Origin of the sequence: Streptomyces sp. NPDC049541 (assembly GCF_044465725.1) — a bacterium.
Taxonomy (GTDB): Bacteria; Actinomycetota; Actinomycetes; order Streptomycetales; family Streptomycetaceae; genus Streptomyces.
In genome coordinates this window covers 538,667-558,548 of the sequence record NZ_JBITLY010000003.1, presented here as the reverse complement: position 1 = coordinate 558,548, position 19,882 = coordinate 538,667, and the positions used below count along the sequence as shown (strand labels likewise).

At 70.3% G+C, this 19,882-nt stretch carries 18 protein-coding genes and 1 pseudogene; 5 read left to right on the top strand and 14 right to left on the bottom strand.

Annotated elements, in window-relative coordinates; translation table 11 throughout:
• The first annotated feature begins 129 nt into the window (after window positions 1-129).
• Window positions 130-1,002, top strand: coding sequence for an NAD(P)H-binding protein (locus ACIBW9_RS14870; RefSeq protein WP_398954872.1), 873 nt, complete (start codon window positions 130-132; stop codon window positions 1,000-1,002).
• Window positions 1,003-1,059: 57 nt separating this feature from the next.
• Here the strand turns inward: ACIBW9_RS14870 and ACIBW9_RS14865 are convergent, their stop codons facing one another.
• Both ACIBW9_RS14865 and ACIBW9_RS14860 read right to left on the bottom strand, forming a co-directional pair.
• Window positions 1,060-2,889, bottom strand: a complete 1,830-nt coding sequence (locus ACIBW9_RS14865) for a bifunctional metallophosphatase/5'-nucleotidase (RefSeq protein WP_398954870.1) — start codon at window positions 2,887-2,889, stop codon at window positions 1,060-1,062.
• A gap of 157 nt (window positions 2,890-3,046) precedes the next feature.
• Window positions 3,047-4,330: an adenylosuccinate synthase gene (locus tag ACIBW9_RS14860; protein ID WP_115906819.1), complete on the bottom strand. Its 1,284-nt coding sequence runs from the start codon at window positions 4,328-4,330 to the stop codon at window positions 3,047-3,049.
• Window positions 4,331-4,525: 195 nt separating this feature from the next.
• Between ACIBW9_RS14860 and ACIBW9_RS14855 the strand changes: the two genes are divergently transcribed.
• Window positions 4,526-5,350, top strand: coding sequence for a diacylglycerol kinase family protein (locus tag ACIBW9_RS14855; protein WP_398954868.1), 825 nt, complete (start codon window positions 4,526-4,528; stop codon window positions 5,348-5,350).
• Window positions 5,351-5,423: 73 nt separating this feature from the next.
• On the top strand, window positions 5,424-5,798 hold the full coding sequence (locus ACIBW9_RS14850) for a DUF6086 family protein (RefSeq protein ID WP_398954866.1): 375 nt from the start codon (window positions 5,424-5,426) through the stop codon (window positions 5,796-5,798).
• An 11-nt stretch (window positions 5,799-5,809) separates the two neighbouring features.
• Here the strand turns inward: ACIBW9_RS14850 and ACIBW9_RS14845 are convergent, their stop codons facing one another.
• Genes ACIBW9_RS14845 through ACIBW9_RS14835 form a run of 3 tightly spaced genes read right to left on the bottom strand, consistent with a single transcriptional unit; the run spans window position 5,810 to window position 8,594 of the window.
• Entirely contained in the window at window positions 5,810-6,415 is a 606-nt protein-coding gene (locus ACIBW9_RS14845) for a Uma2 family endonuclease (protein WP_398954864.1), read from the bottom strand.
• A 35-nt stretch (window positions 6,416-6,450) separates the two neighbouring features.
• Entirely contained in the window at window positions 6,451-7,215 is a 765-nt protein-coding gene (gene eutC / locus ACIBW9_RS14840) for an ethanolamine ammonia-lyase subunit EutC (RefSeq protein ID WP_398954862.1), read from the bottom strand.
• Window positions 7,212-8,594 carry an ethanolamine ammonia-lyase subunit EutB gene (locus ACIBW9_RS14835; protein WP_398954860.1) on the bottom strand — a complete coding sequence of 461 codons (1,383 nt, stop codon included), beginning with the start codon at window positions 8,592-8,594 and terminating at the stop codon, window positions 7,212-7,214. Before ACIBW9_RS14835 ends, eutC begins: the two co-directional genes overlap by 4 nt.
• A gap of 169 nt (window positions 8,595-8,763) precedes the next feature.
• Between ACIBW9_RS14835 and ACIBW9_RS14830 the strand changes: the two genes are divergently transcribed.
• A complete protein-coding gene (locus tag ACIBW9_RS14830) occupies window positions 8,764-10,275 on the top strand; it encodes an APC family permease (protein WP_398954858.1) in 1,512 nt (503 codons plus the stop codon).
• Window positions 10,276-10,637: 362 nt separating this feature from the next.
• Here the strand turns inward: ACIBW9_RS14830 and ACIBW9_RS14825 are convergent, their stop codons facing one another.
• The 8 genes and pseudogenes from ACIBW9_RS14825 to ACIBW9_RS14790 all read right to left on the bottom strand — a co-directional run bounded on the left by ACIBW9_RS14825 (window position 10,638) and on the right by ACIBW9_RS14790 (window position 18,633).
• On the bottom strand, window positions 10,638-11,843 hold the full coding sequence (locus ACIBW9_RS14825) for a cytochrome P450 (protein ID WP_398954856.1): 1,206 nt from the start codon (window positions 11,841-11,843) through the stop codon (window positions 10,638-10,640).
• A 42-nt stretch (window positions 11,844-11,885) separates the two neighbouring features.
• Window positions 11,886-12,386: a GNAT family N-acetyltransferase gene (locus tag ACIBW9_RS14820; RefSeq protein WP_398954854.1), complete on the bottom strand. Its 501-nt coding sequence runs from the start codon at window positions 12,384-12,386 to the stop codon at window positions 11,886-11,888.
• Between the two features lie 337 nt (window positions 12,387-12,723).
• The gene (locus ACIBW9_RS14815; protein WP_398954852.1) at window positions 12,724-13,389 is read right to left on the bottom strand and encodes a response regulator; all 666 of its coding nucleotides are present in this window, start codon (window positions 13,387-13,389) and stop codon (window positions 12,724-12,726) included.
• Window positions 13,386-14,783, bottom strand: a complete 1,398-nt coding sequence (locus tag ACIBW9_RS14810) for a histidine kinase (protein ID WP_398954850.1) — start codon at window positions 14,781-14,783, stop codon at window positions 13,386-13,388. The genes ACIBW9_RS14815 and ACIBW9_RS14810 overlap by 4 nt, the downstream gene beginning before the upstream one ends.
• Window positions 14,784-14,886: 103 nt before the next feature.
• A pseudogene (locus ACIBW9_RS14805) lies at window positions 14,887-15,189 on the bottom strand (response regulator transcription factor); the annotation flags it as partial.
• A 315-nt stretch (window positions 15,190-15,504) separates the two neighbouring features.
• Window positions 15,505-16,386 (bottom strand): alpha/beta hydrolase, encoded by an 882-nt coding sequence (locus ACIBW9_RS14800; RefSeq protein ID WP_398954847.1) that lies wholly within the window; start codon window positions 16,384-16,386, stop codon window positions 15,505-15,507.
• 209 nt (window positions 16,387-16,595) lie between these two features.
• Window positions 16,596-17,795 carry a kynureninase gene (gene kynU / locus ACIBW9_RS14795; RefSeq protein WP_398954845.1) on the bottom strand — a complete coding sequence of 400 codons (1,200 nt, stop codon included), beginning with the start codon at window positions 17,793-17,795 and terminating at the stop codon, window positions 16,596-16,598.
• On the bottom strand, window positions 17,788-18,633 hold the full coding sequence (locus tag ACIBW9_RS14790) for a tryptophan 2,3-dioxygenase family protein (RefSeq protein ID WP_398954843.1): 846 nt from the start codon (window positions 18,631-18,633) through the stop codon (window positions 17,788-17,790). The genes kynU and ACIBW9_RS14790 overlap by 8 nt, the downstream gene beginning before the upstream one ends.
• A gap of 207 nt (window positions 18,634-18,840) precedes the next feature.
• On the opposite strand from ACIBW9_RS14790, the gene ACIBW9_RS14785 reads away from it, so the two are divergent.
• On the top strand, window positions 18,841-19,323 hold the full coding sequence (locus ACIBW9_RS14785; RefSeq protein WP_398954841.1) for an SAM-dependent methyltransferase: 483 nt from the start codon (window positions 18,841-18,843) through the stop codon (window positions 19,321-19,323).
• Window positions 19,324-19,411: 88 nt separating this feature from the next.
• Here ACIBW9_RS14785 and ACIBW9_RS14780 read toward each other — a convergent pair whose 3' ends face one another.
• Window positions 19,412-19,825 (bottom strand): DUF3151 domain-containing protein, encoded by a 414-nt coding sequence (locus ACIBW9_RS14780; RefSeq protein ID WP_115906844.1) that lies wholly within the window; start codon window positions 19,823-19,825, stop codon window positions 19,412-19,414.
• Between the last annotated feature and the right edge of the window lie 57 nt (window positions 19,826-19,882).

Genomic DNA, 19,882 nt, shown 5'->3' with positions numbered 1-19,882 from the left:
CCCTATGCCCTGTTGTGCACTGTGGGTGCTCTCCCGTACTCCCCGGGGAGCAGACCGGCTGCATCCCCGCGCGCGACGCGGCGCGCGACCGCTGCGCGCAGGCTGGGGGCACGACGAGAGGAGACGGCGATGATCCTGGTGACCGGGGCGACGGGCCATGTGGGCGGCGAGCTGGTGCGACGGCTGGCGGCCGCCGGCCACCCGGTACGGGCGATGACCCGCCGCCCGGCCGCGGCACGCTTCCCGGCCGGCGTCGAAGCGGTGTACGGCGACGCGGACGACCCGGCGAGCCTGGATGCGGCGTTCGCAGGCGCGAGCGGGGCGTTCCTGATGTCGGCGCAGGGCGTCGGCACGGCCCCCGGGCCGACCCACGACCTCGCCCTCGCCGAGGCGGCGGCACAGGCGGGCATCCGACGCGTGGTGAAGCTGTCCGTCCTGGACGCGGGAGCGGGCGCGGGCTCCGACGTGATCGCCCGCTGGCACGCCGAGGCGGAGGCCGCGGTGACGGACCCGTCCCGGCACTGGGCGTGGACCCTGCTCCGTCCCGGCCGCTTCATGTCGAACGCCCTGCAGTGGGCGGGCCGGCTCCGCACGGGCGACGAGGTGGCCGTCCCCTTCGCGGACCGCCCGGCGGCGAGCATCGACCCGGCGGACCTGGCGGAGGTGGCGGCCCTGGCCCTGACGTCGGCAGGGTCCGACGAACACGCGGCCGCCATATACGAGTTGAGCGGCCCCGAGTCCCTCACTCCCGCGGACGAACTGGCCGTCTTGGGCAGGACGTTGGGCCGCGACCTGCGTCTGCAACCGGTCCCTGACGACGCGGCGCGTACGAGCATGACGCGGTACGGCTTCCCCCCGGAGGTCGTCGACGCCATCATGCAGCGCACACGGCAGAGCGACCGGGGTGCGGAGGTCCTGCCGACGCTGGAGAAGCTGCTCGGCCGACCGGCACGGACGTTCGCGCAGTGGGCTCAGGCGCATGCGGAGGCGTTCTCGGGATGAGGCACGCGAGGGGGCGCCCGGCGAACGGGCGCCCCCTCGGCCGGGGTGCGGGAAGACCTAGGAGAACACCGCCGTCCCGTCCTGCGTCAGCCTCCAGTTGGTGACCGCGAAGTCCGCCGGGTTCAGTGCGCCCTTGGACGTCACGTAGTCGATCATCAGCTGGCGTATCTCGTTGGTCGAGCTGTAGGCGATCTCGGCGGTGGCGATGTGCGGGTAGCCGGAGCCGCCGTTCGCGCGGTAGTTGTTGACCGCGACGACGAAGACCTGGTCGTCGGCGACCGCCTTGCCGTTGTACGTCAGGTTCTTGATCCGCGAACCCTCGGCCTGCGCGATGTCGATGTCGTACGAGACGCCGGCGGCCGTGTCGTACATGTAGTCCCAGAAGTTGTTGGCGTTGGTCAGCGTCGCGGTGTCGACCTTCGTGCCCGCCGGGACCTGGTGGTAGTACTTCGCCGCGTACTCCAGGTAGTCCTTCAGCTGGGCGCCCGTGAGCTTCTTGCCGTAGAGCGTGTTGTCGTAGATGTAGAGCCCCGCGATGTCCTTGATGGTCACGCTCCCGGCGGGGATGTCGGCGGTGCGGCTGAACGGCGCTGCGACCGAGATCAGGGGCAGCGCGGCATCGCTCGCCGACAGGCCCGCCTTCACCGACTGCATCTGGACCTCGTGGATGAAGTCCATGATGGGGACGTCCTTCCAGCAGGACTCCGCCGCCGACAGATCCTGGGTGCAGGTGCCCACGGCCGTGTTGACGTACTTGACGACGAGGTCGTGGTCGGCCTTGAGGAGCTTGGTGATCTCCGGGTCCTCCTCGACGTCCTTCGGGTTGAGGGTCTGGGCCGTCTTCTTCGTCACCTTCCACTGCCCGTGGTGCAGTTCGAGTTCGAAGTCGAAGACGGTGAGACGGTAGCCCCAGCAGTACGGCTCGGAGAGCAGGACCTCCTCGCCGGTCTCCTCGTTCTTGACGGTGTACGAGGACACCTCGACGTGCGTGTGGCCGACCAGGATCGCGTCGATGCCGGGGACCTGCTCGGCGACGAGGTTGGAGGCGTTCTCGACGTAGGGCAGCGCGTCGCCGTAGGAGGTCGACCCGTCGAGCCCGGAGTGGTCGGTCAGGAAGACGACGTCACACCCCAGCGCGCGCAGCCGGGGCACGTACTTCTTCGCCTGCTCGACGAGGCCCGGGAAGACCATCTTCCCGCTGACGTTGTCCTTGTCCCACAGCGCGATACCGGGGTTGGTCAGGCCGAGGATGCCGACCTTGATGTCGGGGGCGCCGGGGACGCAGATGCGCTTGACGGTGTACGGGTGGAAGGCCGGCCGCAGGGTCTTCGCGTCGAGGGCGTTCGCGCCGAGCAGCGGGAAGTGACACTGCTTCTCGAACTTGCGCAGCGTCTCGATGCCGTAGTTGAACTCGTGGTTGCCGAGGGCGGCGGCGTCGTAGCGCATGTGGTTCATGGCGACGGCCATGGGGTGCTTGGGCCCCTTCTTGCCGTCCTTGCCGGTGATCGGGTCGACCCGCGCGAAGTAGTACGCGAGCGAGGTCCCCTGGATGATGTCACCGGCGTCGACGAGCAGGACGTGCTCCTCGCCCTTTGCCTCGCGCTGCTGCTTGATGAGGGTGGCGACGCGGGCGACACCGACGGAGTTCCCGGCCTTGTCGCTGTAGGCGGCGTCCTTGTAGTAGTCCCAGTCGAACACGTGGCTGTGCAGGTCGGTGGTGCCCAGGATGGAGAACGACCAGGTCTTGGTGGCTGTGGGGGCCTTCTCGGGCGTACGGTCGGCGGCCTGTGCGGGGCCTGCCGCGACGGTCCCGGCCACGGCGACGGCCGCCCCGGTGACGGCCGACTTCTTCACGAACTCCCGGCGGTTCAGCGGGCTGACGGACATACGGGGCTCCTGGTCATGGAGGGGAACTGGAGGAGGGCGCGGCGGGACTACCCGCGTAGATAGTTGCGCCCCTCTAGTTACATCCGGAACCAGGAACAAGCCATGGACCGGTCAAGGAAGTCCATGACCGGCCCAACAGCTAGCGGACATACGGGATTTACAGGAACGAGTTGATCTCGATCGTCTCGTCCCGGCCCGGACCCACGCCGATCGCGGAGATCGGTGCGCCCGACATCTCCTCGAGCGCCTTGACGTAGTTCTGGGCGTTCTTCGGCAGGTCGGAGAAGGACTTCGCCTTGGTGATGTCCTCGGACCAGCCGGGCAGGGTCTCGTAGACCGGCTTCGCGTGGTGGAAGTCGGACTGCGAGTACGGGAGTTCCTCGACGCGCCTGCCGTCGATCTCGTAGGCCACGCAGACCGGGATCTCCTCCCAGCCGGTCAGGACGTCCAGCTTGGTGAGGAAGAAGTCGGTCAGGCCGTTCACCCGGGTCGCGTAGCGGGCGATGACGGCGTCGAACCAGCCGCAGCGGCGGTCACGGCCGGTGGTCACGCCCCGCTCGCCGCCGATACGGCGCAGCGCCTCGCCGTCCTCGTCGAAGAGCTCGGTCGGGAAGGGACCGGAGCCGACACGGGTCGTGTAGGCCTTGAGGATGCCGATGACCCGGCTGATCTTGGTCGGGCCGACACCGGCGCCGGTGCAGGCACCGCCCGCGGTGGGGTTGGACGACGTCACGAACGGATACGTGCCGTGGTCGATGTCGAGGAGCGTGCCCTGGCCGCCCTCGAAGAGGACCACCTTGTCCTGCTCCAGCGCCTGGTTGAGGACGAGGACCGTGTCGGCCACGTACGGGGCGAGCTTGTCGGCGTAGCCCAGCAGTTCCTCGACCACCTGGTCGATGGCGATCGCGCGGCGGTTGTAGAGCTTGGTGAGGATCTGGTTCTTGACGTCGAGGGCCGCCTCCACCTTCTGGGTGAGGATGGACTCGTCGTAGAGATCCTGCACCCGGATGCCGACGCGGTTGATCTTGTCCGCGTAGGTCGGGCCGATGCCGCGCCCGGTGGTCCCGATCTTGCGCTTTCCGAGGAAGCGCTCGGTCACCTTGTCCACCGTCACGTTGTACGGCGTGATGATGTGAGCGTTACCGCTGATCAGGAGCTTGGACGTGTCGACGCCGCGCTCGTTCAGCCCGTTCAGCTCGGAGAACAGGACCGACGGGTCGACGACGACACCGTTGCCGATGACCGGCGTGCAGCCGGGGGAGAGAATCCCGGAAGGGAGCAGGTGAAGGGCGTACTTCTGGTCGCCCACGACTACCGTGTGGCCGGCGTTGTTGCCGCCCTGGTAGCGCACCACGTAGTCGACGGATCCGCCTAGCAGGTCCGTCGCCTTTCCCTTGCCTTCGTCACCCCACTGAGCACCGAGCAGCACAAGTGCGGGCACGCGCGTACACCCCTTCCGGGCGGGGCATGTCCAAGGTCAGGGGCGTACGCGTAAGGTTCACCGCCGCGTGCACCGCGGCCGTCGTTGGCCGCAAACCGTCGGACCGGATGCCCCGGAATAGACGAAGCCCCTGGCGCAATAGCGCAAGGGGCTCTTGCACAAAGATGCTACCCGAGGAAGCGAGGCAGGACCGAGGTGGTGACTTCCGCGACTTCCGATCAGCTGTTGGTGGTCATCGATCCGGTCGCCCGGCGGACGGACGGGGAGTCGGTACGCATCGCAAAAGACGTGCTCAGCGCGGGTGCGCACACCAAGGTGTGTCTGCCGGCGGATCCGGAGGAGTTCGCCCGGGCACTGGCCCGCCGGGGGTCGCGGCGGCCGGTGGTGGTGGGCGACGACCGTGCACTGCTCCGGGCGGTGTCCGTTTTGCACCGGCGGCGGGAGCTGGCCGGATGTGCGCTGTCGGTGGTGCCGGTGGGCAGCCTGCTGTCGGTGGCCCGCTCCCTGGGGGTGCCCACGGGGGCGGTGGCTGCGGCGCGGGCGGTCCTGGACGGGGCCGAGCGGCGGCTGGACCTGCTGGTGGACGACAGCGACGGGGTGGTCCTGGGCGCCCTGCACATCCCCCCGGTGACCGGGCACGCCCCGTCGGTGGAGGCGGGCCGCCCCTGGCTGCGCACCGCCCAGTCCTTCGTACGCACGCTGGTCCCCGCCCGCGAGACCACGGTCCCGGCACCCCGGGCCGCCCGGCTGCGGGTGGAGGTCGACGGCGTCACCGTGCTGGACCTGGACCAGCCGGTGGAGGCGGTGTCGGTGACGCCGGGTGACTCGGGGGTGGCCGAGGTCGAGGTGAGGCCCCTGTCGGTGGGCGCGGAGGCCTCGCCGGTACGGGCCCAGGGGCGCACCGTGAGCGTGTCGGGGGCGGACTTCCGCTACCGGGCGGACGCGGGCGTGTGGGGGCCCGTACGGCGGCGGACGTGGACGGTGCGGGAGGGGGCGCTGGGGCTGGTGCTGCCCGGGTGAACCGGAAAACCGGGGGCGTTCCGGCGACGGCCCCGGATACGCTGCCCGGCCGTCGAGCGAAACGGGGGCCACGATGAGCCAGTACTACGAGGTGGACGGGGAAACGGTCTGGAACCCGGGGACGTTGTCGTCCCAGCTGTTTCTGGCGTACGTCCGGGTCTACGAGGACCTGCTGGAGGTTCCCTCCGGTCTCGGGCCGATGCTGAACGACGAGTGCCGGATCGACCCGCCCGCGTTCAAGGGCTTCGTGAACGCCGTCCTGGTGTGGTGGGACCGCACGGGCAGCGCCGTGATCGACACGCTCGCGGAAGGCTTCATCGCCACGCTGGTGACGCTCGCGGAGAAGGCCGGGACCGAGGTGCGGTGGCCGGAGCGGAGCGAGGTCGAGGGGCGGGCGGAGGGGGTGCGGGGGCTGGTAGCGCAGCTTCGGGGAGCTATGGCGGGCTGAGCGGGTCAGGTCTAGCCGTTGTTCCTGGGCCGGTGGAACCCGGTCATGTCGAGCATGCAGTCAAACGGGGCCGGGATGTAGATCTTCTCGCCGAACGGCTTGATGGAGCGATCCTCATAGCCCTTTGCCGAGGGGGACCCGTACACGACGGCCCGCTCCTCCTGCATGTCGAGGATCAGATACACAGGGATGCCCGCCTTGGCGTAGACGTCGACCTTGTCGGTCAGGTCGTCTTTCCTCGTGGAGCGAGATGTCAGCTCAGCGACGAAACACAGGCCTTCGCCATCCAGGTGGTTGCTCTCCGTCTCGAGGACTTGCTCGTGCACCGCGTGAATGTCCGGCCCGTACGCACATTCGTCCCCTGGGAAGACGAACAACGTGGGCGCACGGTCGATCACGTGCCCCTTGGGCAGATGCGGTTCAAGCTGGTTGCACACCAGCTTCATCACACGGTTGTAGTAGCCCTTCGACCACGGCGACACGACGATGCTCCCCCTGACGATCTCGGCCTTGTAGCCGTCGGGCACACGCAGCTCTTCGAGGAGGTCCAGGAGTTCCTCGAAGCTGCCTCCGGGCTCAGTGCCGCTTATCGTCGGTTGCTCCGCCACGAGTGTCATGATGCGCCCTCCCCTTGATGCGGACCAGCCACAACTCAGAGTAGCTGGTCACTCACACGGACGTGATCGGATTCGTCCTTCAGCGCCACCCCGGTGCCCCCCAGCTCCCGCCCCCTCCCCATCAGCCCCGCCAACTTCCCCGCCGCCCCCTCGTACGCCAGCCCCAGCGGCGGCCGGATGTTGCTCAGGCAGTTGCGGTCGGCGTCCGTCGTCACGCCCGGCACCGGCCGGTACGTCAGATACGCCCCCAGGGAGTCCGCCGCCGACATGCCGGGCCGCTCCCCGACCAGGACGACCACCATCGTCGCGCCCATCGCGGACGCGATGTCGTCACCGAGAGCGACCCGCGCCTGTTCGGCCAGCACCACCGGTGCCACGCTCCACCCCGCCAGCCGCGCCACGGTCTCCCGCACCACCGCCGCCGCATGCTCGTGCACCGCCCGGCTGGACAGCCCGTCCGCCACCACGAAGACCACGTCCCAGTCGCCGGTCGGCAGATGCGCGCGGTCCGTCGCATCCAACCGCCGTCCCAGATCAGGCCGTTGCAGATACGTCAGCCGGTCACGCGCCGCACTGCGCACCCGTACCGTCGGCATCCCGCCCAGCCCCGCCGCGACCGCCTCCGGCTCGAACGGCGAGTGCACCGCGTCCCGCGCCGCCGCGTGCGCGGTCTGGAGTTCGAGGCGGTGGCGGGTCGGCAGCGCCGAGCCCGCGCGGCCGAGGCCGATACGGGCCTGGGTGTGCCGGCGCATGGTGGCCCACAGGTCACCTACCGGTACAGCTATCTGAGTCTCCGTCATGCCGCCAGTTCCCTTCCGATCGCGGTCAGCGGATGGGACGCCACCTCGCGGATCCCGCCCCGCTCGTCCAGCAGCCCGCTCGACTCCAGCCAGGCCTCGAACTCCGGTGCCGGGCGCAGCCCGAGGACCTCGCGGAGGTACAACGCGTCGTGGTACGAGGCCGACTGGTAGTTGAGCATGATGTCGTCGCCGCCCGGCGTGCAGATCACGAAGGACGCGCCCGCGACGCCGAGCATCGTCAGCATGGTCGCCACGTCGTCGTCATCGGCGTCCGCGTGGTTCGTGTAGCAGATGTCCAGGCCCATCGGCAGGCCCAGCAGCTTGCCGCAGAAGTGGTCCTCCAGGGCCGCCCGGAGGATCTGCCGGCCGTCGTAGAGGTACTCCGGGCCGATGAAGCCCACCACCGTGTTCACCAGCAGCGGGTCGTAGCGGCGGGCCACCGCGTAGGCCCGCGCCTCCACCGTCTGCTGGTCCACCCCGTGGTGTGCGTCCGCGGAGAGGGCGCTGCCCTGGCCGGTCTCGAAGTACATGACGTTGCGTCCGACCGTGCCGCGGTCCAGGGCGAGCGCCGCCTCGTACGCCTCGTCGAGCAGGCCCAGCGTCACACCGAAGGACGCGTTCGCCGCCTGCGTGCCCGCGATGGACTGGAAGACCAGGTCCACCGGGGCGCCCCGCTCCATCAGGTCCACGCTCGTCGTGACATGGCACAGGACGCAGGACTGGGTGGGGATCGAGTAGCGGCTGATCACTCCGTCCAGCAGCTCCAGCAGGTCCCGTACCGCCTTCGGGCTGTCCGTCGCCGGGTTGATGCCGATCACCGCGTCGCCGGACCCCAGCAGCAGTCCGTCGAGCAGCGCCGCCGCCACTCCCGCCGGGTCGTCGGTCGGGTGGTTCGGCTGCAGGCGCGTCGCGAGCCGCCCCGGCAGCCCGATCGTCGAGCGGAAGGCGGTGACCACCCGTACCTTCCGGGCCACGGCCACCAGGTCCGCGTTCCCCATCAGCTTGGACACCGCCGCGACCATCTCCGGCGTCAAACCGGGGGCCAGTGCCGTCAGGGCCTGGCCGTCCGCCGCCAGCAGCCACTCCCGCAGCTCTCCGACCGTCAGCCCGGCCACCGGCGCGAAGGCGGCCGCGTCATGCGTGTCGAGGATCAGCCGGGTCACGTCGTCGCTCTCGTACGGGATCACCGGCTCGGTCAGGAAGGTCGCCAGGGGCACCTCCGCGAGGGCCCAGCGCGCGGCGACCCGCTCCTGGGCGCTGCCGGCGGCGAGCCCGGCGAGACGGTCGCCGGAGCGCTCGGGGCTCGCGGCGGCGAGCAGGCGCGCGAGGGAGTCGAAGCGGTACCGGTGGGCGCCGAGGGTGGAGGAGTACGAGCTCATGGCGGCGACCGTACGAGCCGCGTGTTGCCGACAGATTGCATCAGATTGCATCGGAGTTCTAAAGGTCTGGTTGACAAACATTTAACGCCCCGACACCCTTGACCGACTCATTCGGGCTACAGAGTTCCGGTCCAGGACAGCAACGGACCACCAGGAGAGGGGCCACCCGATGGCAGTGGATGAGGGCGTCGCCCCGGCGACGAAGACGGACGGCGACGGCACGGTCCACCGGCTCAAGCCCAACGCCGTGGGCCTGCTGGGGGTGGTCTTCATGGCCGTCGCCACCGCCGCCCCGATCACCGCGATGACGGGCAACGTGCCCTTCATGGTGTCGTCCGGCAATGGCATCGGGGCACCCGCGAGCTATCTCGTCGCAATGGTCGTCCTGGCAATCTTTTCCATCGGCTTCACCTCGATGGCGAAGCACATCACGTCGACGGGCGCCTTCTACGGCTTCATCTCCTACGGCCTCGGACGCACCGCGGGGCTCGCGTCGGGCCTCCTCGCGACCTTCGCGTACGCCGTGTTCGAGCCCGCACTGATCGGCATCTTCTCGACCTTCGCCACCGGAACCCTCAAGGACCAGACGGGACTTGACGTCCCGTGGTGGGCCTTCGCGCTGCTGATGCTCGCCGTCAACGCGACGGGCACCTGGTTCGGCGTCTCGGTCGCCGAGAAGCTCCTGGTGGTCCTGCTCGGCACCGAGGTGACGGTCCTCGCGGCGATGGCGATCTCGGTCGCCCTGCACGGCGGCGGCCCGCACGGCTTCACCTTCGGCCCGGTCAACCCCGTCAACGCCTTCAAGGGCACCAGCGCCGGCCTCGGCCTGTTCTTCGCCTTCTGGTCCTGGGTCGGCTTCGAGTCGACGGCGATGTACGGCGAGGAGTCCCGCGACCCGAAGCGGATCATCCCCAAGGCCACGATGATCAGCGTCCTGGGCGTCGGCGTCTTCTACGTCTTCGTCTCCTGGATGGCCATCATCGGCAACGGCGAGACCGAGGCCGTCAAGGTCGCCTCCTCGGCGAACCCCCTCGCCCTGTTCTTCAACCCCACCGAGCACTACGTCGGCCACTGGGCGGTCGACCTCATGCAGTGGCTGATGATCACCGGCTCGCTCGCCTGCGGCATGGCCTTCCACAACTGCGCCGCCCGCTACATGTACGCGCTCGGCCGTGAGGGCGTCCTGCCGTCGCTGAAGAACACCATCGGTCGCACCCACCCCCGGCACGGCTCCCCGCACATCGCGGGCCTGGTGCAGACGGTGGTGAGCGCCGTACTGATCCTCGCGTTCTGGGCCACGAGCAAGGACCCGGCGAACGCCCTCTACGTCCTGCTCGCCATCCTCGGCACGATGGCGATCCTGATCGTGCAGGCGGTCTGCTCCTTCGCGGTCCTCGTCTACTTCCGCAAGAACCACCCCGAGAGCCGGCACTGGTTCAAGACGTTCACCGCCCCGCTCGTCGGCGGCATCGCGATGCTCGCAGTGGTGCTGCTCCTGGTGTCCAACATGAGCGTCGCGGCCGGCTCGGAGTCCGGCTCGCTGCTGCTGAAGGCGACGCCGTGGCTGGTGGCCCTGGTCGCGGCGACGGGCATCGGCTATGCGCAGTACCTCAAGCGGCGGTCGCCGGAGCGGTACGCGCTGCTCGGGCGGACGGTGTTGGAGGAGACCAAGGAGCGGTGACTACCCGTCCCCGAACATCTCTCGGCGGTGCACCCGCCACCGCTCCATCACCCCGGCCGGACGCCGCATGGCCGAGACGCTCGCCTTCTTCTCCTGGGAGCGTGCCTGGTGCAGGTGGCCGTGGTGTGGGTGATCGGCGGGGTGGCGGTCCTGAGTCCGATCCGTCCGTCGATGAATTCGAACCTGACGGTCTCGTCCTCCCGCTCGGCGAACGCGGCGACGCTCGAACACGTCGACCGACAACTGAGACGACGCGCGTTCTGCCATAACCGTCATGGTGCCTCCCTTCGCAGGCAGGCACCAGCTTGACGAGTCGTTCACGAGCATCGCTCGGAATCGGTCGGCGATCAGTCAAACGGTGATCACCTCACCGCGACACTCAGCCCCTCCAGCCCCCGGATCACGAAGTTCGGCTTCCGCTCGGGCTCCGCCGCCAGGCTGAGCGTGGGGGCCTTCTCCAGCAGAGCCGTCATCGAGGCCGCCAGCTCGATCCTCGCGAGGGGCGCCCCGATGCAGTAGTGGATGCCGGCGGAGAAGGAGATGTGCGGGTTGTCCCGCCGGGTGAGGTCGAGCAGGTCGGGGTTCTGGAAGACCTCCGGGTCGTGGTTGGCGGAACCGAAGAGCATGGCGATCTCGGCGCCGCGCGGGATGACGGTCCCGTCGATCTCGATCTCGTCCAGCACCCACCGCTCGAAGAGCTGGAGCGGGGTGTCGTAGCGCATGAGCTCTTCCACGGCGATGGGGACGAGGGAGTGGTCCGCGCGCAGGGCGGCGAGCTGCTCCGGGTTCCGGAAGAGGGCGTACCAGCCGTTCACCGTGGCGTTGACGGTCGCCTCGTGGCCCGCGTTGAGGAGCAGGACGGCGGTGGAGATCATCTCCTGCTCGGTGAGGCGGTCGCCCTCGTCGTGGGCGGCGATGAGACCGGAGATGAGGTCGTCGCCGGGCTGCTTGCGCCGCTCGGCGATCAGGTCGTGCAGGTAGTCGGAGAACTCGACGGAGGCCTGTACGGCCTTCCTCGCGGTCTCCTCGGAGGGGTTCAGCTCGTACATCCCGCAGATGTCGGCCGACCATGGCCGGAGAGGGGCCCTGTCCGCCTCGGGAATGCCCAGCATCTCGGCGATGACGGCCACCGGCAGCGGCTCGGCGACATCGCTGAGCAGGTCTCCACCGCCGTTCTCGACCAGCCGGTCCACCAGCTCCCCGGCGAGGTTGCTGACGTACGGCTTGAGCTGCTCGACCGTCCGTGGCGTGAACGCCTTCGACACCAGCCGCCTGATCCGGGTGTGGTCCGGGGGCTCCAGGTCCAGCATCCCGTGGTCGTTGAGGGTGTGGAACGGCTCGTGTTCGGCGGGCGGGGCGGTGCGCCCGAAGTCCTCGTGCGTGAACCGGTGCTGGTACGTCCGCCCGAGCCGCCGGTCGCGCAGCAGCGCGGAGACGTCCGCGTGGTGCGGGACGAGCCACTGGTTGGTGGGCTCGTAGTGGTGCACGCGGCCCTTGGCGCGCAGCTCTGCGTAGGCGGGATACGGATCGGCCAGGAACTCCGGGTCCCAGGGGTCGAAGGCGGTCATGGACGGACGCTAACCCGGCATCCGCCCGCCTGACCAGGGATGTCAGCCCCCCGGCACGAGGTCGCGCCGGTACCAGGTGCCCGGCTCACCGCCGATGTGCGCCGGGTCGGCCGGGCCGGCCGGGACGAAACCGGCCTTGGTCAGCACCTTCTGGGACGCCACGTTCCGGTGGGCGGTGGCCGCCCGCAGCGTGCGCAGCCCGTGCCGGTCCGCCGCCAGCCGGCACAGTTCCAGCACGGTCGAGGTCGCCACACCATGTCCGGCGACATGCTGAGCAACCCGGTATCCGAGTTCCGCCGTACCGTCCTCGATGTCGACCAGATTGAACCGGCCGAGCACCGAACCGTCCTCCGCGACGAGCACATGGAAGGCGCAGATGCCGGCCTCCTGCTCGGCCAGCAAGGCGTCGAACCGCTCGGCGAACCGCTCGAAGTAGGCGTCGCCGCGGTCGGAGATCGAGGCGGCGAAGTAGGCGCGGTTCGCCAGCTCGAAAGCCAGAACCGCCGGTGCATGACCGGCCTGCAGCCGTTTCAGCTCGGGCATCTGCCCGACCCTACAGGCGGCCTACGTTCAGCGGGGGTCGCTGTCCCCAAGCGACCTGGCCGACGCGGCAACCGGCAAGAGCGACTTCGAACTGCTCGCCGGCTTCCGGGCGCCTACAGCGACGACCGCGATGAACTGGCCGTCAAGGTCTTCCGCCTGTACACCTACAGAGGCGGGCCGTACATCCACCGACTCGCCCGTGTGAGCACGGAGCTGCGCCACACTCTGCTTGTCCTCGCCGAACGCTCGCCGGCCCTGTCCCCCACATGCGGGGACGTCTTCCGCTGGGCGGCCGAGGCCGGGGCGGCACAGTGGTCGTCGATGTCGGAAACGCGCACTATCCCGGCGTCACCAACCGCGCCTCATAAGCGAACACCGCCGCCTGGGTCCGGTCCCGCAGGCCCAGCTTCACCAGGATCCTGCTGACGTGGGTCTTGATCGTCGACTCTGCTACCACCAGGCGCTCGGCTATCTCCGAGTTCGACAGGCCCTGGGCGATGAGGACCAGGACCTCTGTCTCGCGTTCGGTGAGGTCGCCGTAGGCCGCCATCGCGGAGTGCATCGGGCGGGGGGAATCGGAGAGTTTGGAGAACTCCGTGATCAGGCGTTTTGTCACCGAGGGGGCGAGCAGGGCCTCGCCGGAGGCCACCACCCTTACACCGTCGGCGAGTTGGCGGGCCGAGGCGTCCTTCAGGAGGAAGCCGGAGGCGCCGGCGCGCAGGGCCTGGTAGACGTACTCGTCGAGGTCGAAGGTCGTCAGGACCAGGACCTTTGCCGTGCTGTTGGCGGCGACGATCTCGCGGGTCGCCTCGATGCCGTTCAGTTCCGGCATGCGGATGTCCATCAGAACCACGTCGGGGGCGAGTTCGCGGACGCGGTCGACCGCCTCGCGGCCGTTGACCGCCTCGCCCACGACCTCGATGTCCGGCATCGCGTTCAGCAGGACCGAGAAGCCCTCGCGCACCATCATCTGGTCGTCCGCGATCAGGACACGGATGGTCATGCTTCACCTTCGCTCGCATGGGCGACCGGCAGGAACACCGTCACCTCGTACCCTCCCTCGTCCGTACGGGCCGCCGTCATCTCGCCGTTCAGCATGGTGACGCGCTCCCGCATGCCGGTGATGCCGTGGCCGGCACCCGGTGAGGGTTTGACCAGGGACGGCTCGGGCGGCGGGCCGTTCACTATGCGCAGGCCGAGGCCGCCGAGGACGTAGGACACCTCCACCTTGGCAGTGGCTCCCGGTGCATGGCGCAGGGTGTTGCTCAGCGCCTCCTGCACGATGCGGTACGCCGACAGCTCGACGCCCTGCGGGAGTTCCCGTACCGCTCCGGTCTGCGTCTTGTCGACGCTCAGACCCGTGGTCTCCCGCACATTGGCGAGCAGTGCGTCCAGGTCGGCGAGGGTGGGCTGCGGGGCGTCCGGGGCCTCGTAGTCCTCGGCGCGGACCACGCCCAGCACACGGCGCAGCTCGGTGAGCGCCGCCACCGCGTTCTCCCGGATCGTGGCGAACGCCTTCTCCAGTTCCGGCGGTGGGTTCTCGACCCGGTAGGGCGCCGCCTCCGCCTGGATGGCGACCACCGACATGTGATGCGCGACCACGTCGTGCAGCTCACGGGCGATCGTCGTGCGCTCCTCCAGGAGCGTACGGCGGGAGCGCTCGTGCGCGGTCACCGTCTGCTGGGCGGTCACCTCCTGGCGGGCCTCTCGGCGGATGTGCCTGAGGGAGACGGCGAGGAGGCACAGGGCGGAGACGAACAGCAGCTGCATGGTGTCCGAGCCGTAGGGGCTGTAGTGGCTGTAGCGGCCGGGGAGGAGCTCCGCCCCCGCGCCGTACACCCCCGTCAGGACCCACATCCACGCCGCCGTGCGCGGCCTCGTGCGGACGGCCACGATCGTGAGCACCAGCAGATGGCAGGCAAAGCTGCCGGGCAGCCACGGCCATGGGCTGCTCCAGTCACCGCCGACCGCGGCGGCGACGGGGGTCGCGATCATCGACAGCCAGAACGCGCCGACCGGCCGGACCATGGTCAGCAGGACCGGAGCCAGCGCAAGCAGCCCCAGAAACAGGTTGGCGGCCGCGCCGACGACGCTGCTGTTCGAGGCGATCAGCATCGCGAAGAGGCCCGCCGCCGCGATCAGCGCGTGCGGCGCCCAGGTCGCGTACTCCCGCATCCGCCCCAGCCGCCGGGCGAGCGGGCCGTCGCCGCTCGCGCGGGGCAGCGGGCGGTAGGCGAAGGCGTCGTGGAACAGGTCCTGCCGCAGCCCGCGCAGGGCGTCCGCCGCCGCCCGGGCCTCCGGGCTGCGCGGCTTGTACGGCTCGAACGGGGTGCCCGGCGGCTCCAGGTGTCCGCTGGGCTCCGGGGGCATCGGCTGCGTGTGGGGCGTCTCGGTCACGTGGAAACCGTAGGCCGCGGCCGGGGGCGCGGTCGTCACCAGTGAGAAGGGTCCTTCGGGCTCCCTCTCAGGTACTACGCGTACGGGCCGCGGGACCGACGGGTCAGTAGCCGGACGGACGCACCAGGCCCGACTCGTACGCGAACACCGCCGCCTGCATGCGGTCCCTGAGGCCCAGCTTCACCAGGATGCGGCCCACATGGGTCTTCACGGTCTGCTCGGCGACGACCAGGCGCTGGGCGATCTCCGCGTTCGACAGGCCCTGCGCGATCAGTGCGAGGACCTCCGTCTCGCGCTCGGTCAGATCGCCGACGCGTTCCTTCAGCGGGGGACGGGGTTTGCCGTCCAGGCGGGAGAACTGGGCGATCAACCGCCGGGTGATGCCGGGCGCGAGCAGCTCGGCGCCATCTGTGGTTGCGGCGGCGCTGGGCCTGAGATGGCGCGGGTTCGGTTGCCAGCGCTTGCCGGGTGCCGCCCGGACGGCCCGAAGGCGCCCCCTCAGCCGCCGCCGCTGCCCACAGGCTGCGGCGGCTGTCTGATCCGCCAGTTGCCGTCTCCGTTGCCCCCGTTTTCAGCCCCATGGTCGGGACCCCTCCAGTTTCGCCCGGCCATCGGGCTTGCCTGGAAGGGAAGTCACGGAGTGTCACCTGTCGTCCGCGTCCCGCCAGGGAGCTGTCCTGGGAGGTAGCTCTCAAGTACTACGGGTATGTAAGGGGGCGGGTCACCAGGCCAGTTGGGCGATTTCTTCCGCGACCACCGCGCAGGCGTCCGCCGCCGGGTCGATGAGGGGGAAGTGGCCCACGTCCTCCAGGAGCGTGAGGCCCACGACCTCGCCGGCCTTCGCTGCCGCGTCGGCGTACGACTCGGCGACCGCCTGCGGGACGGTGAGGTCCGTGCGGCCCTGGACCAGGGTGGTCGCGATGCCCGTGGGGAGGAGGAGCGAGGGATCCGCGTACGGGCGGCGCTCGGCGAACTTCTCGTCGCCGCCCAGCAGCTGACGCGAAGCGCCCCCGCACACGTCCAGTTTCTCGGCGACCTCGAAGTCGGCGATCGGGGCCAGGGCGACGACCCCGCGCAGCGGTGCCGGGCGGTCGATGCGCCAGGGGGCGTCGGCGGGCAGCAGATGGCGGGCCGCCCCCCACAGGGCGAGATGGCCGCCGGCCGAGTGCCCGGTGATCACCATGCGGCGCGGGTCGGCCCCCGGAAGGTACTGCCGTACGAGGGCGGGCAGCGCGTCCAGCGCGGCGGCGACGTCGTCGAAGGTCTCCGGCCAGCGCCCCGCGACAGGGCTGCCGCCCTGGGCCGGGATCGCACTCCCCCGCCGGTACTCCACACTGGCCACCGCGAAACCCCGCCGGGCCAGGAAGTCCGCGAACGGCGAGATGTGCCGGCGGTCGTACGGCGCCCGCCACGCGCCGCCGTGCAACACGACGACCAGCGGGGCGAGGGCGCCGGGCACCACGTCGGTGCGCGGGGCGTAGAAGTCGATCAGCTGGTCGGGGTGGTCACCGTACGCGGCGGTGGAGTCGGGATCGACCGCCGGGTGCGAGAACGCCGACTCCTCCTCGGCGGCGGCCCGGGCAGCTGCGGCGTCGTCCGGCATGCTCCAACCTCTCAGCGACATAACGGGATTGACGTGTGGCGGCCCAGGGAGGGAAACCGGCCGTTGGCGGGGACGGTATCAGGCCGGTGACGTGGGCCGACACGGGGATGTCACGCTCGGTGAGGGGAAACGGTTCTGTAGCCCGTGGGCCGGGCACCTCCGCGGCCGCCGAAGCCGCCCCGGACCGCCCGGCCACAAGCCTCGCGGGGCTATCCGGCGAGATCGCCGAGCGTCTGGCCCAGCACCCGCGCCGCCCGCTCCACGTCCCCGAACCCGACGTACAGCGGTGTGAACCCGAACCGCAGGACGTCCGGGTGCCGGAAGTCCCCGATCACCCCCCGCTCGATCAGCCGCTTCATCACGTCCCCGGCGTCGGCGCAGCGCAGCGCCACCTGGCTGCCGCGCTCCCGGTGGGCGAGAGGGGTCAGCGTCTCCACCCGCCCCTCGGGGACGTACGCCGACACGCACTCCAGGAAGAAGTCCGTCAGCGCCAGGGACTTGGCCCGCACCGCCTCGATCGGGACCCCGTCCCAGACCTCCAGCGCCGCCTCCAGGGCGAGCATGGACAGGATGTCCGGCGTGCCGACCCGGCCGCGCAGGGCACCGGACGCCGGTTCGTACCCGGGCCGCATCCCGAAGGGTTCCGCGTGGGAGTTCCAGCCGGGGAGCGGGGAGTCGAAGCGGTCCTGGAGGTCCCGGCGCACGTACAGGTACGCGGGAGAGCCCGGGCCGCCGTTCAGGTACTTGTAGGTGCAGCCGACCGCCAGGTCGACGCCGTGCTCGTCCAGCCCGACCGGCAGCGCGCCCGCGCTGTGGCACAGGTCCCAGACGGCCACCGCGCCCGCCTCGTGCACGGCGGCGGTCAGCGAGGGCAGGTCGTGCAGGCGGCCCGTGCGGTAGTCGACGTGGTTCAGCAGGACGGCGGCCGTACGACCGGACAGCGCGTCCGGCACCTCCGCCGGGGCCACCGGACGCAGCGTGCACCCGGTCATGCGGGCCGCCGACCCGGCGATGTAGCCGTCGGTGGGGAACGTCGTCGCGTCCACGAGGATCTCGTCCCGGCTGGTCCCGGACACCAGCCGCACCCCTCCCACAAGTGCCTTGAAAACGTTGACACTTGTCGAGTCGCCCACGACGATCTGCCCGGCCGCCGCCCCGACCAGCGGGGCGATCCGGTCGCCGATCCGCTCGGGCGCCGTCCACCAGCCGCTCTCGTCCCAGGAACGGATACGGAGCGCACCCCACTGCCTGCGTACGACGTCGTCGACCCTGCCCGGGACCGCGGCCGGCAGGGCGCCGAGCGAGTTCCCGTCCAGGTACACCACCTCGTCCAGCACGAACTGCTTGCGCGCTCCGGCCAGTTCGTCGGCGGCGTCGAGTTCCTGCGCACGTGCCGTCAGCTCAGACATGAGACCTCGCCGTCCACAGCTCGGGGAACACGTTCTTCTGCGCGCGCTTCTCCAGCCAGGCGACACCCGCCGAGCCGCCCGTGCCGGGCTTGGAGCCCATCGCGCGGCGGGTGGCGACCAGATGGTCGTTGCGCCATCGCCACACCAGCTCGGCGACGTCGGTCAGCGCCTCGCCGAGGCGGGCGAGCTCGGCGTTCTCGTCGCCCGCGTAGATCGCGGTCCAGGCGGCCTCGACGGCCTCCGACGGCTCGTACCGCCGTGAGACGTCGCGGCGCAGCACGGATGCGGGGATCGCGCAGCCGCGCCGCGCCATCAGCCGCAGCACCTCGTCGTAGAGGCTCGGCTCGGCGAGGGCCTTCTCCAGTTCGGCGTGGACCCGGGGTGCGCCGCGGTGCGGGACCAGCATGGACGCGGACTTCTCACCGAGCAGGAACTCCATCCGGCGGTACATCGCCGACTGGAAGCCGGACCCCTCGCCGAGCGCACTCCGGTACGAGTTGAACTGGGCCGGGGTCAGCTGGCCGAGCGGCTTCCAGGAGGCGTTCAGCGCCTCCAGCTCCCGTACCGAACGCTTCAGCGCCGCGACGGCGGTCGGCACGTCGTCGCAGCGCAGGGCGTGCGCCGCGGTCTCCCACTCGTGGACGATCACCGTGAACCACAGCTCCATCACCTGGGTGGTGACCAGGAAGACCATCTCTCCGGGGTCGTCGGAGAGGGTGTGCTGGAGGTGGGTGAGCACGTCCGCCTTGACGTAGTCCTCATAGGGCGTCGTGCCTGCGAAGTCGAGATGCGGGGTCTCGGGCTCCGAAGCCTCGTGGGGCTGAGCCTGGTGGGACATCGCTGTCTCCTGTTGTTGCTCCGGGTAGCGGTCCGCCCCTGCCGTTACCGACACGGGGGCCCCGGTCCCCGCCGGGCATCTTCTTCGATGGTCCGCCCGGAACGCAAGGTCCGCCCGGTCACCGCCCCGCCCGGTCGCCCGAGGGCCTGCAGTACGCTCGGGCGCCGCACAGCACCCGATCTCGCGCTTCGACGAAAGGCACGGCAGATGTCTGAGAAGAGCACCTCGTCCGAGGTGGTCTCCGTCCCGGTGGGCCGGGTGGTCGGCGGACGCGAGGAGGTCCGTGACGACGACTGGGGGAAGGTCGAGGCCGTCATCCGCCTGGACGACGAGCAGTTCGACGCGGACGCGCTCGCGGGTCTGGACGCCTTCTCCCACCTGGAGATCGTCTACCACTTCGACCGCGTGCCCGTGGCGAAGATCGAGACCGGTGCCCGCCATCCGCGGGGCAACACCGACTGGCCGATGGTCGGCATCTTCGCGCAGCGCGGCAAGAACCGCCCCAACCGCCTCGGCGTCTCCCGCTGCCGCCTGGTGCGCACCGACGGACTCGACCTGCACGTCCAGGGCCTCGACGCCGTGGACGGCACCCCCGTCCTCGACATCAAGCCCTACATGAGCGAGTTCGGCCCCCAGGGCCCCACCAGCCAGCCGGACTGGGCCACCGACATCATGAGCCGCTACTACTGATCCGGCGGCCTCCGCAGGACGCTGCTCGGCGCAGCGCAAGGCCCGCCCGATCGCACCGGGCGGGCCCGAGAGGAAACAGCGGCGGAGGCTAGCCCAGGGTCTGGGCCGCCGTCGGCGAGGAGTCCTTCAGGAACTGGGTGCAGCGCTCGTACTCCTCCTGCTCGCCGATGGATCCGGCGGCGCGGGCGAGGGCGTGCAGGGCGCGCAGGAAGCCGCGGTTCGGCTCATGCTCCCAGGGCACCGGGCCGTGGCCCTTCCAGCCGCTGCGGCGCAGGGCGTCCAGGCCGCGGTGGTAGCCCGTACGGGCGTAGGCGTACGACTCCACGACGCTGCCCCGCTCGAACGCCTCGTCGGCCAGCTGGGCCCAGGCCAGCGAGGACGTGGGGTACTTGGCGGCGACGTCCGCGGGCGCGGTGCCGTTCGCGAGGAGCTCGCGGGGCGCTGGGTCGTCGGGGAGGTGGGTCGGGGGCGGGCCCCCGAGGAGGTTCTCGTGAATCGACATGTGAACCAGTGTCGCCCCTGCTGGGGGCTGCCTACCCTCAGGCCCCCGCTGTCGGCC

Coding starts and splice junctions, on each gene's coding strand:
- ACIBW9_RS14870 (WP_398954872.1), top strand. CDS start 130: ATGATCCTGGTGACCGGGGCGACGGGCCATGTGGGCGGCGAGCTGGTG.
- ACIBW9_RS14865 (WP_398954870.1), bottom strand. CDS start 2,889: ATGTCCGTCAGCCCGCTGAACCGCCGGGAGTTCGTGAAGAAGTCGGCC.
- ACIBW9_RS14850 (WP_398954866.1), top strand. CDS start 5,424: ATGAGCCAGTACTACGAGGTGGACGGGGAAACGGTCTGGAACCCGGGG.
- ACIBW9_RS14845 (WP_398954864.1), bottom strand. CDS start 6,415: ATGACACTCGTGGCGGAGCAACCGACGATAAGCGGCACTGAGCCCGGA.
- eutC (WP_398954862.1), bottom strand. CDS start 7,215: ATGACGGAGACTCAGATAGCTGTACCGGTAGGTGACCTGTGGGCCACC.
- ACIBW9_RS14835 (WP_398954860.1), bottom strand. CDS start 8,594: ATGAGCTCGTACTCCTCCACCCTCGGCGCCCACCGGTACCGCTTCGAC.
- ACIBW9_RS14830 (WP_398954858.1), top strand. CDS start 8,764: ATGGCAGTGGATGAGGGCGTCGCCCCGGCGACGAAGACGGACGGCGAC.
- ACIBW9_RS14825 (WP_398954856.1), bottom strand. CDS start 11,843: ATGACCGCCTTCGACCCCTGGGACCCGGAGTTCCTGGCCGATCCGTAT.
- ACIBW9_RS14820 (WP_398954854.1), bottom strand. CDS start 12,386: ATGCCCGAGCTGAAACGGCTGCAGGCCGGTCATGCACCGGCGGTTCTG.
- ACIBW9_RS14815 (WP_398954852.1), bottom strand. CDS start 13,389: ATGACCATCCGTGTCCTGATCGCGGACGACCAGATGATGGTGCGCGAG.
- ACIBW9_RS14800 (WP_398954847.1), bottom strand. CDS start 16,386: ATGCCGGACGACGCCGCAGCTGCCCGGGCCGCCGCCGAGGAGGAGTCG.
- kynU (WP_398954845.1), bottom strand. CDS start 17,795: ATGTCTGAGCTGACGGCACGTGCGCAGGAACTCGACGCCGCCGACGAA.
- ACIBW9_RS14790 (WP_398954843.1), bottom strand. CDS start 18,633: ATGTCCCACCAGGCTCAGCCCCACGAGGCTTCGGAGCCCGAGACCCCG.
- ACIBW9_RS14785 (WP_398954841.1), top strand. CDS start 18,841: ATGTCTGAGAAGAGCACCTCGTCCGAGGTGGTCTCCGTCCCGGTGGGC.
- ACIBW9_RS14780 (WP_115906844.1), bottom strand. CDS start 19,825: ATGTCGATTCACGAGAACCTCCTCGGGGGCCCGCCCCCGACCCACCTC.